Source organism: Brevibacillus choshinensis, from assembly GCF_016811915.1.
Taxonomy (GTDB): domain Bacteria; phylum Bacillota; class Bacilli; order Brevibacillales; family Brevibacillaceae; genus Brevibacillus; species Brevibacillus choshinensis_A.
In genome coordinates this window covers 1,472,416-1,486,403 of sequence record NZ_CP069127.1, presented here as the reverse complement: position 1 = coordinate 1,486,403, position 13,988 = coordinate 1,472,416, and the positions used below count along the sequence as shown (strand labels likewise).

At 51.3% G+C, this 13,988-nt stretch carries 17 protein-coding genes and 1 other annotated feature; of the genes, 8 read left to right on the top strand and 9 right to left on the bottom strand.

Going from position 1 to position 13,988, the window contains the following annotated elements; translation table 11 throughout:
* Positions 1 to 42: 42 nt before the first annotated feature.
* From htpG to JNE38_RS07750, 5 genes are all read right to left on the bottom strand, one after another.
* A complete protein-coding gene (gene htpG / locus JNE38_RS07770; RefSeq protein WP_203356024.1) occupies positions 43 to 1,923 on the bottom strand; it encodes a molecular chaperone HtpG in 1,881 nt (626 codons plus the stop codon).
* A gap of 119 nt (positions 1,924 to 2,042) precedes the next feature.
* Positions 2,043 to 2,252 (bottom strand): hypothetical protein, encoded by a 210-nt coding sequence (locus tag JNE38_RS07765; protein ID WP_203356023.1) that lies wholly within the window; start codon positions 2,250 to 2,252, stop codon positions 2,043 to 2,045.
* A gap of 2 nt (positions 2,253 to 2,254) precedes the next feature.
* Positions 2,255 to 2,446 (bottom strand): hypothetical protein, encoded by a 192-nt coding sequence (locus tag JNE38_RS07760; protein ID WP_203356022.1) that lies wholly within the window; start codon positions 2,444 to 2,446, stop codon positions 2,255 to 2,257.
* Between the two features lie 97 nt (positions 2,447 to 2,543).
* The gene (locus JNE38_RS07755; protein WP_203356021.1) at positions 2,544 to 3,710 is read right to left on the bottom strand and encodes a PstS family phosphate ABC transporter substrate-binding protein; all 1,167 of its coding nucleotides are present in this window, start codon (positions 3,708 to 3,710) and stop codon (positions 2,544 to 2,546) included.
* A gap of 155 nt (positions 3,711 to 3,865) precedes the next feature.
* Entirely contained in the window at positions 3,866 to 4,633 is a 768-nt protein-coding gene (locus tag JNE38_RS07750; RefSeq protein ID WP_203356020.1) for an SDR family NAD(P)-dependent oxidoreductase, read from the bottom strand.
* A 285-nt stretch (positions 4,634 to 4,918) separates the two neighbouring features.
* Between JNE38_RS07750 and JNE38_RS07745 the strand changes: the two genes are divergently transcribed.
* The 3 genes from JNE38_RS07745 (at position 4,919) to JNE38_RS07735 (ending at position 7,201) form a co-directional block, all read left to right on the top strand.
* Complete coding sequence (locus JNE38_RS07745) at positions 4,919 to 5,503, top strand: TetR/AcrR family transcriptional regulator (protein ID WP_203356019.1); 585 nt, start codon at positions 4,919 to 4,921, stop codon at positions 5,501 to 5,503.
* A 13-nt stretch (positions 5,504 to 5,516) separates the two neighbouring features.
* On the top strand, positions 5,517 to 6,353 hold the full coding sequence (locus JNE38_RS07740) for a MerR family transcriptional regulator (protein ID WP_203356018.1): 837 nt from the start codon (positions 5,517 to 5,519) through the stop codon (positions 6,351 to 6,353).
* Positions 6,354 to 6,439: 86 nt separating this feature from the next.
* Positions 6,440 to 7,201, top strand: coding sequence for an SDR family oxidoreductase (locus tag JNE38_RS07735; RefSeq protein ID WP_203356017.1), 762 nt, complete (start codon positions 6,440 to 6,442; stop codon positions 7,199 to 7,201).
* A 71-nt stretch (positions 7,202 to 7,272) separates the two neighbouring features.
* Here the strand turns inward: JNE38_RS07735 and JNE38_RS07730 are convergent, their stop codons facing one another.
* The 3 genes from JNE38_RS07730 to JNE38_RS07720 all read right to left on the bottom strand — a co-directional run bounded on the left by JNE38_RS07730 (position 7,273) and on the right by JNE38_RS07720 (position 10,219).
* On the bottom strand, positions 7,273 to 8,826 hold the full coding sequence (locus JNE38_RS07730) for a 2-isopropylmalate synthase (RefSeq protein ID WP_203356016.1): 1,554 nt from the start codon (positions 8,824 to 8,826) through the stop codon (positions 7,273 to 7,275).
* A gap of 94 nt (positions 8,827 to 8,920) precedes the next feature.
* Positions 8,921 to 9,152, bottom strand: a binding site (T-box leader).
* Positions 9,153 to 9,239: 87 nt separating this feature from the next.
* Entirely contained in the window at positions 9,240 to 9,809 is a 570-nt protein-coding gene (locus JNE38_RS07725; RefSeq protein ID WP_203356015.1) for a dihydrofolate reductase family protein, read from the bottom strand.
* A gap of 8 nt (positions 9,810 to 9,817) precedes the next feature.
* On the bottom strand, positions 9,818 to 10,219 hold the full coding sequence (locus tag JNE38_RS07720; protein ID WP_203356014.1) for a DoxX family protein: 402 nt from the start codon (positions 10,217 to 10,219) through the stop codon (positions 9,818 to 9,820).
* A 210-nt stretch (positions 10,220 to 10,429) separates the two neighbouring features.
* Here JNE38_RS07720 and JNE38_RS07715 point away from each other — a divergent pair, with 210 nt between their 5' ends.
* The 5 genes from JNE38_RS07715 to arsC all read left to right on the top strand — a co-directional run bounded on the left by JNE38_RS07715 (position 10,430) and on the right by arsC (position 13,468).
* Positions 10,430 to 10,960, top strand: a complete 531-nt coding sequence (locus JNE38_RS07715; protein ID WP_203356013.1) for a GNAT family N-acetyltransferase — start codon at positions 10,430 to 10,432, stop codon at positions 10,958 to 10,960.
* Between the two features lie 194 nt (positions 10,961 to 11,154).
* Positions 11,155 to 11,469, top strand: a complete 315-nt coding sequence (gene arsR / locus JNE38_RS07710) for an arsenical resistance operon transcriptional regulator ArsR (protein ID WP_203356012.1) — start codon at positions 11,155 to 11,157, stop codon at positions 11,467 to 11,469.
* Between the two features lie 73 nt (positions 11,470 to 11,542).
* On the top strand, positions 11,543 to 11,980 hold the full coding sequence (locus JNE38_RS07705) for an ArsI/CadI family heavy metal resistance metalloenzyme (RefSeq protein WP_203356011.1): 438 nt from the start codon (positions 11,543 to 11,545) through the stop codon (positions 11,978 to 11,980).
* 19 nt (positions 11,981 to 11,999) lie between these two features.
* A complete protein-coding gene (gene arsB / locus JNE38_RS07700) occupies positions 12,000 to 13,034 on the top strand; it encodes an ACR3 family arsenite efflux transporter (protein ID WP_203356010.1) in 1,035 nt (344 codons plus the stop codon).
* 29 nt (positions 13,035 to 13,063) lie between these two features.
* Positions 13,064 to 13,468 (top strand): arsenate reductase (thioredoxin), encoded by a 405-nt coding sequence (arsC, locus tag JNE38_RS07695; protein WP_203356009.1) that lies wholly within the window; start codon positions 13,064 to 13,066, stop codon positions 13,466 to 13,468.
* Between the two features lie 59 nt (positions 13,469 to 13,527).
* On the opposite strand, the gene JNE38_RS07690 is transcribed toward arsC, so the two are convergent.
* A complete protein-coding gene (locus tag JNE38_RS07690) occupies positions 13,528 to 13,950 on the bottom strand; it encodes a VOC family protein (RefSeq protein WP_203356008.1) in 423 nt (140 codons plus the stop codon).
* Positions 13,951 to 13,988: the final 38 nt, after the last annotated feature.

Below are 13,988 nucleotides of genomic sequence, written 5' to 3'. Positions count from 1 at the left end.
AAACAAGGATGCTTCCCACCGAAGGGAGCATCCTTGTCAGCATTACACCATGATTTTGCAAATGTCGTTTGTAAATTCCACTGGGTCTTGGAGCGGCAAGCCTTCGATCAGCAGCGCCTGATTGTACAGCAGCGCCGTGTAGAGATCCAGCTTTTCCTTGTCTGTGGCGAACGCGTTTTTCAAAGACTGGAACACGTCGTGCTGAACGTTGATTTCCAATACCTTTTCCGCTTTCACGTTCGTGCCCGTCGGCATCGCATTCAGGATTTTTTCCATCTCGATCGTGATGTCGCCTTCGGTTGTCAGGCACACGGGATGGGACCTGAGGCGTTTGGACGCCCGCACGTTGCTCACTTTTCCGGCGAGCAGGTTTTTCATGTAATCGAACAGCTCTTTGTTTTGTTCGTTCTCTGCATCCGTGTCCTTGTCGGTTTCGTCTGCATCGATTCCCAAGTCGCCGCTGGATACGGACTTGAATTCTTTGTCCTTGTACGTTTGGATCATCTTGATCGCGAATTCATCGATATCTTCCGTGAAGTACAGGATCTCATAGCCTTTTTCCAGTACCAGCTCGGTCTGCGGAAGCTTCTCGATCCGCTCGCTGGACTCTCCGGAAGCGTAGTAGATGTACTTCTGGTCTTCCGGCATTCTGGACACGTATTCATCCAGCGTGACCAGCTTTTTCTCCTTGGAGGATGTGAACAAAAGCAGATCCTGCAGGACGTCCTTGTTCATGCCGTAGTCGCTGTACACGCCGAACTTGAGCTGTCTGCCAAATGCCTGATAAAATTTCTCGTATTTCTCGCGCTCGTTTTTGAGCATGCTTTGCAGCTGATTTTTGATCTTGCTGGCGATATTTTTCGCGATCAGCTTCAGCTGGCGGTCATGCTGGAGCATCTCCCGGGAAATGTTGAGCGACAAGCTCTCCGAATCGACCATCCCTTTGACGAAGCTGAAATAGTCGGGGAGAAGATCCGCGCACTTGTTCATGATCAGAACGCCATTCGCGTACAGCTCCAGTCCTTTTTCATACTCCTTGGAATAGTAGTCGAACGGGATGTTCTCCGGAATAAAGAGAATCGCCTGATACACCACGGCACCATCAGCGCTGATGTGGATATGCTTCAGCGGCGAGTCAAAGCCGTACCGCTTTTCCCGGTAAAATTGCTCGTAATCTTCGTCGGTCAGCTCGCTTTTTTTTTTGCGCCAGATCGGCACCATGCTGTTGATGCGCTGCTCTTCAGTGACTTGTTCGTACTCGCTCTCGCTGCCTTCCACGAGCTTGCTGGTCGTCACGTCCATCTTGATCGGATAGCGGATGAAGTCGGAGTATTTCTTGATGATCGCCTTGAGGCGGTATTCGTCCAAATACTCGTCGTAGTTTTCATCCTCCGTGTTTTCTTTGATCTTCAGGATGATGTCCGTGCCTACCGAATCCTTCACAGCAGGCTCGATCGTATACCCGTCCGCACCAGTCGATTCCCACTTATACGCAGTGTCACTGTTCACCGCGCGGCTGATGACCGTCACGACATCGGCAACCATGAAAGCCGAGTAAAAGCCGACACCGAACTGACCGATGATGGCGTGGCCATCCTTTGTTTCGTTTTCCTTTTTAAAGGCCAGCGAGCCGCTCTTGGCGATGACTCCCAAGTGGCTTTCCAGCTCGTCCTGCGTCATGCCGATCCCCGTGTCGCGGATGGTCAATGTACGGTTGTTTTTGTCTGCGATCACCTTGACGTAATAGCTGTCTTTGTCAAAGACCAGGCTGTCATCTGTGAGCGCTCTATAGTACATCTTATCGATTGCGTCGCTCGCATTGGAAATGAGCTCGCGCAAAAAGATCTCCTTCTGGGTGTAGATGGAGTTGATCATCATTTCCAAGAGGCGCTTGGATTCTGCCTGAAACTGCTTCTTTTCCATTCGTATCTCTCCCTTCGACATAGCCGGATTGCCTAGTGCATGCTGCTTGAAGCAAGCTTTTAGCACTCTCAGTCATCGAGTGCTACTCACTATTTTTATAGCAGTCCTGTTTTTTCCTGTCAATACGATTCGCCTCTCAGCTCATCAACCGCACTCAGGTAGTTCTCGTATGTTTGCTGTCCATACGCACAAAGGTCGCCTTGAAAAAACGTATGTAACGTATACGTGGTCGCCTGTCCCAGATCGTAGCCTCTGGATCTCATCACCAGCTGGAGATAAGAGACAAAGTACGCTTTGCTGAGGACGCTTCCACTGCTGATTTTTTTCATTCCTACTTCGTGCTCACATCCAGATTCGCCACCCATTTATCCGCGCTGGATTCGTCATTGTCAAACAGGACGACATCGTGCAGCACGATATCCTCTACGGTACCGAGAGCTTTTGTCATCTCATCGGCCAACACCTGCATATCCACGTTCTGATTCACTTCTACATCGAGTACGAGCACCATTTTCTTTTTCATCGGTTTTTCCATCCTTTTGATTACAGTTTCATTCCCACATCATAGCAAACCCGCTCCCAACTTAAAATACCCATACAGACCAGAGCGTTATGTCCTGTCAGCCGCTCACTGGCGTATAGCCCGTCTTTTCCACCAGGGATTGCCCTTGCGGCGACAAAATCCATTGGAGGAAGCGCTCCACGTTTGGATTGTCGCTGCCGGCCGTCACGGCATAAAATTCGGCAGCGAGCGGGTACGTTCCATTCCGTATGGAGGTCTTGCTTGGCATCACACCGTCCACTTCCAGCAAGCGAATGTTTCCGTTCTGGACCATTTCGGTCGCAAAGTACAGGAAGGAATACCCGATCGCATTTTCATAGTTTTTGTAATCGGCTGTCTGACTGATGATGCCCCCCATGCCTGTGGCGATGTCCTCTTTCGGTGCTGGCATGATGGGTGCATTCCCCATGACCTTTTGCAGCATCGTCTGGCTGCCGCTGTTCTCCGGCCGTTGAAAGGCACGTATGCTCGCCGGCTTACCGCCGACCTGTGACCAATTCGTGACGGTCCCGGAATAGATCGAGCGGATTTGCTCTGTCGTCAGCCCAGACACCGGATTTTCTGCATGGACGAAAAAAACGAAGGCTTCCCTCCCGATCGGCGTCAGCTTCAGCTCTACTCCTCTTGCCTTGGCTGCTTCCAGCTGCTGTTCGGACGGACCCGCTACGAAAATGATGTCGACTCTCCCGTCCATCAGATTTTCATAGGCCTCGGGGGTGGTGTTTGCCATGACTTCTCCCTCGTACAAGTCGTAGTCCTTTTTCGGATATACCGCTTGGGCAAAGGCAGCGTACAAAGGATACAGGGCGGTCGCACCATCAAGTCTGGGCAAATCGCTGTGCAAGGTCAGCGTCGATGGTTCGTCCAGCGACTTCACCTTTGTCTGCTCGCGGAACGGCTTGTACTCTTGCAGATCAAAATCCTGTTCACTCACACTCGGTATGCTTGCCACGTAGGCTTCATAACCTTCATAGCTCGCGACCGTCAAACCGCAAAGAAGAAAGAAACCAGCTAACGATAAATACAGCTTTTGCTTCCGAATAGACGTAAACATCCCGATTCCGATGAATACGATGATCGCTGCCGTAATCACGACAGTCAGGGGTGTGTAAAACAACTCCCCACCCATGAGCGCTGTCATCACCATCGCCACGAATCCCATGAAGGCGAGCACGGCGGCGATGATCAGAAATTCTACGATCTTTGGGACAACACTTCGTTTCATGACTCCACTCCTCTTCTTGTCTTGCCTCCCATTATACATAATTTGGAATATTTTTACTTGGCTAGCCACGTAGCAAAAGGCAGCCGTCGTCTGGAAGGTGGTTTGCACCTCCCAAACGGGCTGCCTTTCTATCTTGCTGGATTCTTCCTCTTCTGTTATTGACCCATCATGCCGCCGTCGACTGTGTACAGAGACGCCGTAACGAAGGAAGCTTCATCGGAGAGCAGGAAGTTCATGACCGCCGCTACTTCCTGCGGCTCTCCGTAGCGTCCGAGCGGAGTGGCCGCTTCGTTTGCCACTTTGAAGTCATCCGCACTACCCGAGTTTGCCTCGATCTGACGCATCATGCGGGTATTGATCGTGCCAGGCAGAACGGCGTTGACCCGGATGCCGTGGGGAGCGACTTCGTTTGCCGCCACGCGAGTAAGTCCGACGACCGCGTGCTTGGACATGATGTATGGAGACATGCCGGGTGCACCCATCAATCCTGCGAGAGAGGAGGTGTTCAGAATGGCACCCGATTTTTGTTTTTTCATCACCGGAATCACGTATTGAAGTCCCAGGTACACGCCGCGCACGTTTACGTTGTACACTAGGTCAAGCGCTTTCACACTTTGCTCTTCGATAAGACCCATCGGTCCTTCAATCCCTGCGTTGTTCGCGAAATAATCGATGGTCCCGAATTTCTCGACTGCTTTATTCACATAATTTTGAACGTCCTCTTCCTTGGAAACGTCTGCTGTGACGATCAGGGAGCTTGCGTCCTCCAGATTCAGTTCTCGTACGACAGACTTCAAGGCATCCTCATTCAGATCGACGAGCACCAGATTGACCCCGCGCTGTGCCATCCGGCGGGCGAGCTCTTTGCCGATACCGCCTGCGGCACCCGTAATGACAGCCGTTTTCGCTTGTGCTTGACTCATGCTCCATTCGCTCCTCTACCATTGATTTTCAATCGAGCGATAAATCCGGATTTATTCGTTCTCTTTCTTACATATCCAAGATAACTCTCTTTGCCAATTGAGCTCAATGAGCAGTCCTCTTCGATATGTCTCCTATCAGACAGAGGAAGAGCCAAGCGTCCCGTATCCGTGCGAAATTGAACAGATTTGCCGCAGATGTTCAATTGCTGCACAAATTCAACTGCGTGCTGCCGTTGCGCTATAATGAAAGAAACCTATTCCAACGAAGGCAGGATCTCGCTAAAGATGGATCAACTGGACCGCAGAACGAAAAGAACACGCCAAGCAATCAAGACAGCATTCGTCTCCCTGATCCTAGAAAAAGGGTATGAGGCTGTAACCATTCAAGATATTGCGCAACGAGCGGATTACAATCGAGGGACATTTTACAACCACTACCTCGGCAAAGAGGAGCTGCTGCGCGAAATACGGGATGAATTCCTGAGCGGCTTCGCAAACACACTGCTGGCACCCTACGAAGGCATGGATCGGGTGGAAGCAACGAAAATCTACCCATCCAGCCTTCAGCTGTTTGCCCATATCGAAAAACACAAGGACGTTTTCATGGCCTTGCACGCTGTCGACAAAAGCATCTACTTTGAAATGAACCACAAGCTTCGCGAATCCATGCGACGCGACATGCATATCGAAATGGAGGAAACCGATCCTCCCATCGATTACGAAATCATGCTGAGCTATCAAATGTCCGCAACCATCGGGATGGTCATGTACTGGGCAGAAACCAATTTCAAATATTCGGCTGGGTATATGGCTGAGCAGTTATTCACGCTCGTCAACGCCCGTATACACCATATTGAATTCAAGCGATAGGAGGGGAGCTGTCATGCTTAGAATCAGCGAGTTTTCCAAACTGAGCGGAGCCTCGATCAAAACCCTGCGCTATTACGATCAGCTCGAGCTCGTTAAGCCGGCTTTCGTAGATCAGTTATCCGGCTACCGGTATTATTCGGAAGAACAGCTCTTGACCATAAAGCGGATCGCCTCCTTCAAGGAACAGGGATTCACCTTGGAGCAAATCAAGACCTTCTTAGAAGAGCGGACACCGCTGAGCGTCATCAAAGATCAGCTATTGGATAAACAGCATGAGCTCATGCAGATCATCTCACTCGCTCAGCGGCAGCTCGCTGAAGTCAGTGAGCGGATTGACCGCGTCGAGGTGCACCATGAGAAAAAGCCGATTCACCAGCAAGTCCTCCTTCGCCCTGTTGAGCCGCAGCTGGTGGCTTCCATTCGCTCCCGTATCCGCCGTGCAACGCTGTGCGTGCTCCTGGATGAACTCGCAAAATACGTCGATAGGCACGGGCAAAGAAAGAATCCATCCCTGATGATTCTCTGGCACGATTGCGAATTTCCCGGTGAAGATGATCAGGACGAGATCGATGTGGAAGTCGCCATGCCGCTTTCCGGAGAAATCCCTGGCAATGAGCGGGTGAGCGTGCGCTATTTGCCGGGGGTAGATCGTGCCGCAGCGCTCCTGCACGAGTGTGATCCGTACAAAAGCGATTGCTCGGCGATCCATGATGTCCTGGACTGGGTCGTATCGAACGGTTACACCCCCGCAGGCTCCGAACCCATCCGCGAAACCTATCTTTCCGCTGATCACGAGATGTACGGTAGGATGCGCCAATCCGAAATCGTCGTGCCCCTCGCGGCGATTTGAGAGCAGCAGCCGCTTGACTCTCCCCTTTACTGGAGGGTGTACGGTACATATGAAACCTACATCGAACCTGTGAGGAGTGGAGAAAAATGAAACGTCTGGAAGGAAAAATCGCGCTGGTAACGGGAGCAAGCAGAGGAATCGGAAGAGGGATCGCCCTGCGTCTCGCTGAAGAAGGTGCACAGGTGGCCGTCCATTACGGTCACAATCCTATCGCTGCTGAAGAGGTTGTCCGTGCGATTGCCGATCGAGGGGGCCAAGCATTTGCCATCGGAGCCAGGCTGGAGTCGGTCGCGGGCGTCCATCAGCTCATCACTTCCTTGAAAGAAGAGCTCGACGCCCATTCTGGCGGCAAGCTCGATATCCTCGTCAACAACGCGGGAATCGGCACCTCCCAGACCTTGGAGGAAACAACGGAGGAATCCTTCGATGAACTTTTTGCGGTGAACGTAAAGGCGCCATTCTTTCTCATCCAACAGATTTTACCCTTGCTTGCCGACGGGGGCAGGATCATCAACATTTCCTCCGGTGTGACCCGGATCGCCTACCCGCATATCATGGCGTACAACCTGACCAAAGGGGCGCTCAATACGTTCACCCTGCATCTCGCCCAATTGCTGGGACCGCGCCAGATTACAGTCAATGCCGTACTCCCTGGCATCGTAGACACAGATGTGAACGCATCCTGGCTGCACACACCCGAAGGTCAAAAGCACGCCGCGGACATGTCCGCTCTGGGCAGAGTCGGCCAGCCGAATGATATTGCGGATGTCGTCGCTTTTTTGGCCTCCGGGGACAGTCGCTGGGTGACTGGCCAGCTGATCGATGCGACGGGTGGTTCCCATTTGTGAGGATGAATCAAAAAGGTTGCACAGCCCACATGGGACGTGCAACCTTTTTTGCGTGCTTTCTATTGACTATGCTATTGCTGGACAAGGCTCAGACTCTCGTTTGCAACATCGAGAATGACGGCGTTGATCCCGTTCAGGAAGGCCATGGCGCTCGCCTTGATGATATCGGTATCCATCGCACGGCCCGAGTACGTCTTGCCCTGGTACTCGATCCGGATATTGACTCGACCGATCGCCTCTTTTCCCCGGGACATGCTGTTGATCTTGTAATCCTTCAGCTCCACGTCCAGACCCACCAGCGTCTTGATGACACTGTAGAGAGCATCGATCGGGCCGTCCCCGACCGCACTGTCCTTGACGACCTCCATGCCTCTTCTCAATTTCACCGTGGCCGTCGGATACATGTCATTGGTCACCACCTGGAAGGACTCCAGTTCGTACAGATGGCTGTCGCGCGTATCCAGCGTGCGGTGATTCGTCACCAGATAGAACACATCATGGTCGTACACTTCTTTTTTGGCATCAGCGAGAGTCAGGAACTTCGCGAACAGCTCTTCGAATTCTTCCGCATCGCTCGTATCGAAGCCCATCTTTTCCACTGCGTTCTTGAAAGCGTGGCGACCGGAGCGTGCCGTCAGGATCAGCTCCATGCTGTCCGCACCGACTTCTTCCGGAGACATGATCTCGTACACTTGTTTGTCCTTCAACAATCCGTCCTGATGGATGCCGGAAGAGTGGGCAAACGCATTGTCGCCGGTGATCGCTTTGTTCACCTGTACGTCGAGACCAGTCAGATACGTGAGCAGACGTGAAGTGCGGAGCAGCTCTGTCGTCTTGATGTTCGATCCGCATTTGTAGTAATTTTCGCGGACCTTGAGCGCCATCACGACTTCCTCCAGCGAGGTGTTGCCTGCACGCTCGCCCAAGCCGTTGATCGTACATTCTACTTTCTGCGCCCCGTTCTTGATCGCGGCGAGCGTGTTGGCTGTCGCCAAGCCGAGGTCATTGTGGCAGTGCACACTCAGGATGACATCCGGATTCAGGTTTTTGAGTCGATCGTTGATTTTGCGGATCAACTCCCCAAACTCCTCGGGGACGGCATACCCGACTGTATCCGGTACGTTGATGATCGTCGCTCCCGCTTTCACGACAGCTTCGATCGTTTCCCACAAGTATTCAAACTCCGAACGCGACGCATCCTCGGTGGAATACTGTACCTGCGGCAGCAAAGTTTTCGCATATTTCACGGCATCGACGCCTTGCTGCAAGACGGCGTCCTTGGAACGGTTGAATTTCTTTTCCACATGAATGTCCGAAGTGCCCAGAACGATATGGATGAACGGGTTCTGAGCGAGCTTGATACTGTTGTATACCGCGTCGATATCGCCTTTCACAGCGCGAGCCAGAGCCGTAATGGAGACGGTATCCCCTACGCTGCGGGCAATTTCCTGCACTGCCTGAAAATCCCCTTCCGAGGAAGCGGGGAACCCTGCTTCAATCATATCCACCTGCAGACGTTTCAATTGCTGTGCAAACTCCACCTTTTGATGAACGTTCAGTTTGGCGCCCGGTACTTGCTCCCCATCGCGCAGGGTCGTATCCAGCATGATAATTTTTCGACTCATCTTCCATTCCTCCTCCACAGTACTGGTTATCTATATGTTCAAGCGGAGTTGGTTAAACCCCGGCTTTAACCAAACAAAAAACCCCGCCTCTACGTATAGAGGCGAGGTTGAACTCGCGGTACCACTCTACTTCATTTCAAATTCGAAATGAACTCATTCGATGGCCATCACCATCTATCCTTGTAACGGTGGAATTCCGGCTTACCCTACATTGTCAGGCAGCAGTTCATAGATGAGTTCGAAATGATCGACACTGCCGTTTCACACCAACCAACGGCTCTCTGAAAGTACGATTCAGATCTACTATTTCTAATCAAAACCTTTAAATTGTTAGATTATTGAAAATTATATTCCGCGATTCCCGAACTGTCAACCACCTATTTCCGTTACGGCAAAGGAAGCGCTGCTCGGGATCATTCGCTGATTCGATAATGCAGCTCGACAACGCCATTGGAGAAAACCTTCGTGCCGCTCAGTTTCCATGCCTGCTGAGTCTCGATCTCATCGAACAGCTTGTCGCCCTTTGCAGCCACTACCGGATGCACCAGCAGCCTCAGCTCGTCAACCAGGGCGCTTTTCAGAAATAGCCTCCACGTCCGCACTCCGCTCTCTACGGAGATGTCCTTCGTTGTACTGCTTTTGAGATGCTCGATTTCCATCCGGAAAGACTCGAGGTCACGATACGTCAAGAGCTGTGAGTTCCTCCAAGTCAGCTCCTGCTCCGAGCGGGAAATGACGATCTTGGGCAGCTCGTTGATCCTTTTGGCAAATCGCCGTTCGAGAGCGGAATCAGAAGCGTCCTCTGCCTGCTGCCAATACGCGGCCATGGAAGAGTACGAATGCCCTCCGATCACGATGGCATCGAGCGTATCGTAGTAGGCGAGAGCATCTTCGAGTATCTCGTCACTGAGATTCATCCACTGCTCCACGTCCGAGACCACACCATCCAATGAGACTTGCATGTACAAGACGACTTTTCCCATCCGACTCCTCACCCCTCCCGATTGGATACAGGGAGCAGCATGCGGACTTTTTCATGTCGCAGCCAGATGCCTCCCCACATCAATACCGCCAGATACACGGGGAACAAGGTATGGGAGAACAGCGGGGCATCCATGCGAATATGTGTGGCAATCACGCCTCCAAAATAGCCGGTCAGCAGCACAGCCCCCAGGAATGCGGTACGCGGAATCAGATAAAAGATCGTCGATATCAGGCCGAGTGCGCCGATCACGGCAATATGATGCTCGGCGTACCCGAGCTGCACGGTCCCTTCCACTACCGGTGCAGGCTTGACGAATTTCATGATGCTGTCAAACAGAATGAACAAAATGACCAGACCGGACATGACCCGAGCCGTCCACAGACGACCTTTTGAGATTGTATGATTCATTCCTTACCCTCCTCTACTCTTCTAGCACGAAGCTTTGGCTTTTCCCTCATCGTACTGGAAATCAGCACGTGACGCTTCTTTTCGATTGCGCTCTTTCCCCCCTCTAGAGGAATCGTTGACTTCCGGCACATTTGGCATGCTTTGCACCGCTGCGCAGGTAGGAATCCTCGTCTTGGAAATCGAATGATAGAGAGGAAGGAGGGATTATCAATGGAGCTGCATTATGAAGTGATTTCCGAGGATCAAATGGAAGCTTGCCGGGACCTTTGCAATGAGCTGATGGCTTTTCAGAAGTCAAAAGCATACATCACACCTGAGCTGTTCGACAGCATGAGTTTTGAGACGCGAATGGTGCCTTCTGTCAAAAACGCACTCCACAATTATTTTGTGGTCGTGAAAGATGGCGACAAAGCCGTCGGTTACGTGTATTCCAACATCTCTCCGAAAGAAGCCTATTCCAATTCCTTTGCCACCTTTTTTGACCTTGCCTCCGTCCGCAAAGAGAACGTAGGCTGTCTCTCCCAATTTTACATAAAAGAAGAGTACAGACAGTATGGGGCTGGGTCCAAGCTGTTTCAGATGTCCATGGAGTGGCTGCAGCAATTCGAGGATGTCGATGATTACTTTATCTACGTCTCCAATGGAAACAGCGACGCCCTGGAATTCTACAAACGAAAAGGCTTTTCCGTCAGCCATGACATCCTGGGTGGCTTCATTACCGTACTACGAAAATCAAAATGAGGGGATTGGTTGATGAGCGGGCTGTTTCCCGTGCGTTCATCTGCCATTCTGCCGTCATGCAAAAACGCAGTTTCCCAGGCTGCGTTTCATTATCAGGCTTACATCAAAAAAACTTGATTTAATACTTGCATTCTTTTCGGGATAAGACATATACTAAATACATCAAAAAAAGTTGATGAACGAGGAGCATACGAATGAATGACATCAAGCAGCAATTGGAGCACTATGAGAAAAAATTCAAAGCTCTGGCCGATCAGAAACGGCTGGAAATCATGTATGAGCTCTGCCAGCGAGGCAAAACCTGCGTGTGCGACCTCACAGAGGTGTTTGACATGCCGCAATCCAAGCTGTCTTATCATCTCAAGATCTTGCTGGATGCCAATCTGATTGTGAAAGAGACAAAAGGAACGTGGAGCTATTACGACTTGAATGATGACGAAGTGAATCATCTGTTATCGGAAGAGCTTTGTTGCATCTTCAGGAAAACGGGAAAAGGCAGCTGCTGCTAATGCTGCTCATTTTTTCACTCCTTATATCAATTTTTTTTGATGAATGCTACATAAAATAAAGGAGGTCATCGCAATGAAATACGTTCATGTCGGCATCAACGTAACTAATCTGGAGAAGTCGCTTGGTTTTTACCAAAAGGTATTCGGAGCAGAGCCTGTGAAGGTAAAACCGGATTATGCCAAGTTTTTGTTGGAGACGCCGGGGCTCAACTTTACCCTGAACGTCAGGGATGAAGTCAGCGGGAACCAGGTAAGCCACTTTGGCTTTCAGGTCGAACGTGCGGATGAAATCACGGCTCACAAAGAACGCCTGGAAAAGCTGGGCTTCTTCGCCCGCGAGGAGATGGACACCACTTGCTGCTATGCCGTGCAGGATAAATTTTGGGTGACGGACCCGGACGGAAATGAGTGGGAGTTCTTTTACACGAAGGCCGACAGTGACGTCCACAAGAGTGAATCCACGCCCTGCTGTGCAGATCAGAATAGAGAAGCAGCGAAATCGTGCTGCTGATGCAAGACAGGAGTATCTCATGAAACGTTTGTCCTTTTTCGATCGATTCCTCACCCTTTGGATTTTCCTCGCCATGGCCGCAGGTATTGCCATTGGCACTTTCTTTCCTGCCTTCACGAGTGGCTTGAATCGTTTGCAGATCGGCACCACCTCCATCCCTCTTGCCACTGGCTTGATCCTGATGATGTATCCCCCATTGGCAAAAGTACGGTATGAAGAGATAGGACGTGTCTTTCGGGACACCAAGGTTCTGTTGTTGTCCCTGCTGCAAAACTGGGTGATCGGTCCTATCTTGATGTTTTTGCTCGCGGTCATTTTCTTGCCGGATAAGCCAGAATATATGGTGGGACTCATCATGATTGGTCTTGCACGCTGCATTGCGATGGTAATCGTATGGAATGACCTCGCAAAAGGCGATACCGAATATGCAGCGGGTCTCGTCGCCTTCAATTCGGTATTTCAAATGCTGTTCTTTTCTTTCTACGCGTATGTCTTTGTCACCGTCATTCCCGAATGGCTGGGGATCCATGGAGCGGTCGTTTTCATCACAATGACCGAAGTGGCAAAATCCGTTTTCCTTTACCTCGGAATTCCCTTTCTGGCAGGGATGCTCACACGATTTACCCTGGTGAAAGCAAAAGGGCGACAGTGGTACGAAAAGGTGTTTATTCCCAAAATAAGCCCGATTACACTGGTCGCTCTGCTCTTTACGATCATGGTCATGTTTTCCCTCAAAGGAGACAGCATCGTGAGCGTGCCGCTCGATGTCGTGCGCATTGCCATTCCCTTGCTCCTCTATTTCATCCTGATGTTCTTCGTCTCATTCTTTCTGGGGAAGAAAATGGGCGCAAGCTATCCGGTGACGACGACCCTCGCCTTTACAGCAGGCAGCAATAACTTTGAGCTGGCGATCGCTGTGGCAGTCGGTGTGTTTGGGATTCACTCGGGTGCCGCCTTTGCAGCCGTCATTGGTCCGCTTGTGGAAGTTCCGGTAATGATCGCCTTGGTCCAGATCGCTTTATCGTTCAAACGAAAGTACTTTGCCAGCGCTTAGCAAACAGATGTAAACAAGGAGATTTCAGCATGGAAAACAAAAAAACCATTTACTTCTTATGTACGGGGAATTCCTGCCGCAGCCAGATGGCGGAAGGGTGGGCAAAAAAGCATTTGGGGGCCACTTGGAACGTCTCTTCCGCCGGGATCGAAGCACACGGTGTCAATCCGAATGCTGTGCGGGCCATGCACGAAGTGGGAATCGACATTACCCATCAGACTTCTGATGGGATTGACCCAGCCCTGCTAGAGAAAGCAGATCTTGTCGTGACGCTGTGCAGCCATGCCGATTCCGTATGTCCGACGCCCCCTCCTCATGTCAAACGAGTCCATTGGGGGTTTGACGACCCAGCGGGCAAAGAATGGTCCGAGTTTCAGCGGGTACGCGATGAAATCGGTGCGCGGATACAACGATTTGCAGAGACAGGAGAATAAAATGGCAAAAGACACATGCTCGAGCCCATTAGTCATGGACTGCGCATGTGTCGCTGCTGTCAGTCGTTGATCTCCCAATCCGGGTTCCAGACCACTTCCCACAGATGCCCGTCGGGATCCTGGAAGTGGCCTGAGTATCCGCCCCAAAAGGTATCATGAGCCGGGTCCGTGATCGTCGCCCCGGCTTTTTCCGCCTCTTCCATCACCTGATCCACTTCCGTTTTTCTCCCCACATTATGCCCGATCGTCAGTTCAGTAGAGCTCGGCGCCCCCAACGGTACTTTTGTCTCGTGCGCGAGATCCTTTCGATTCCAAACGGCCAGTTTGACTCCTGCTTGCAAATCAAAAAAGGCGACAGCGCCATGCTCAAATTCTCGCCCGACTATCCCTTCCGTCGGCAATCCCAGACCATCTCGATAAAACTTCAGCGATCTTTCCAAATCATCAACACCCAGTGTCAGTACAGTGATCCGCGGCTTCATTACGAATCCCACCTCCGTCTACTTGAGGAATCTCCCCT

What these genes read in the sequence shown, in the direction of transcription:
- htpG (WP_203356024.1), bottom strand. Translation starts at nt 1,923, where the DNA reads ATGGAAAAGAAGCAGTTTCAGGCAGAATCCAAGCGCCTCTTGGAAATG.
- JNE38_RS07765 (WP_203356023.1), bottom strand. Translation starts at nt 2,252, where the DNA reads ATGAAAAAAATCAGCAGTGGAAGCGTCCTCAGCAAAGCGTACTTTGTC.
- JNE38_RS07760 (WP_203356022.1), bottom strand. Translation starts at nt 2,446, where the DNA reads ATGAAAAAGAAAATGGTGCTCGTACTCGATGTAGAAGTGAATCAGAAC.
- JNE38_RS07755 (WP_203356021.1), bottom strand. Translation starts at nt 3,710, where the DNA reads ATGAAACGAAGTGTTGTCCCAAAGATCGTAGAATTTCTGATCATCGCC.
- JNE38_RS07750 (WP_203356020.1), bottom strand. Translation starts at nt 4,633, where the DNA reads ATGAGTCAAGCACAAGCGAAAACGGCTGTCATTACGGGTGCCGCAGGC.
- JNE38_RS07745 (WP_203356019.1), top strand. Translation starts at nt 4,919, where the DNA reads ATGGATCAACTGGACCGCAGAACGAAAAGAACACGCCAAGCAATCAAG.
- JNE38_RS07740 (WP_203356018.1), top strand. Translation starts at nt 5,517, where the DNA reads ATGCTTAGAATCAGCGAGTTTTCCAAACTGAGCGGAGCCTCGATCAAA.
- JNE38_RS07735 (WP_203356017.1), top strand. Translation starts at nt 6,440, where the DNA reads ATGAAACGTCTGGAAGGAAAAATCGCGCTGGTAACGGGAGCAAGCAGA.
- JNE38_RS07730 (WP_203356016.1), bottom strand. Translation starts at nt 8,826, where the DNA reads ATGAGTCGAAAAATTATCATGCTGGATACGACCCTGCGCGATGGGGAG.
- JNE38_RS07725 (WP_203356015.1), bottom strand. Translation starts at nt 9,809, where the DNA reads ATGGGAAAAGTCGTCTTGTACATGCAAGTCTCATTGGATGGTGTGGTC.
- JNE38_RS07720 (WP_203356014.1), bottom strand. Translation starts at nt 10,219, where the DNA reads ATGAATCATACAATCTCAAAAGGTCGTCTGTGGACGGCTCGGGTCATG.
- JNE38_RS07715 (WP_203356013.1), top strand. Translation starts at nt 10,430, where the DNA reads ATGGAGCTGCATTATGAAGTGATTTCCGAGGATCAAATGGAAGCTTGC.
- arsR (WP_203356012.1), top strand. Translation starts at nt 11,155, where the DNA reads ATGAATGACATCAAGCAGCAATTGGAGCACTATGAGAAAAAATTCAAA.
- JNE38_RS07705 (WP_203356011.1), top strand. Translation starts at nt 11,543, where the DNA reads ATGAAATACGTTCATGTCGGCATCAACGTAACTAATCTGGAGAAGTCG.
- arsB (WP_203356010.1), top strand. Translation starts at nt 12,000, where the DNA reads ATGAAACGTTTGTCCTTTTTCGATCGATTCCTCACCCTTTGGATTTTC.
- arsC (WP_203356009.1), top strand. Translation starts at nt 13,064, where the DNA reads ATGGAAAACAAAAAAACCATTTACTTCTTATGTACGGGGAATTCCTGC.
- JNE38_RS07690 (WP_203356008.1), bottom strand. Translation starts at nt 13,950, where the DNA reads ATGAAGCCGCGGATCACTGTACTGACACTGGGTGTTGATGATTTGGAA.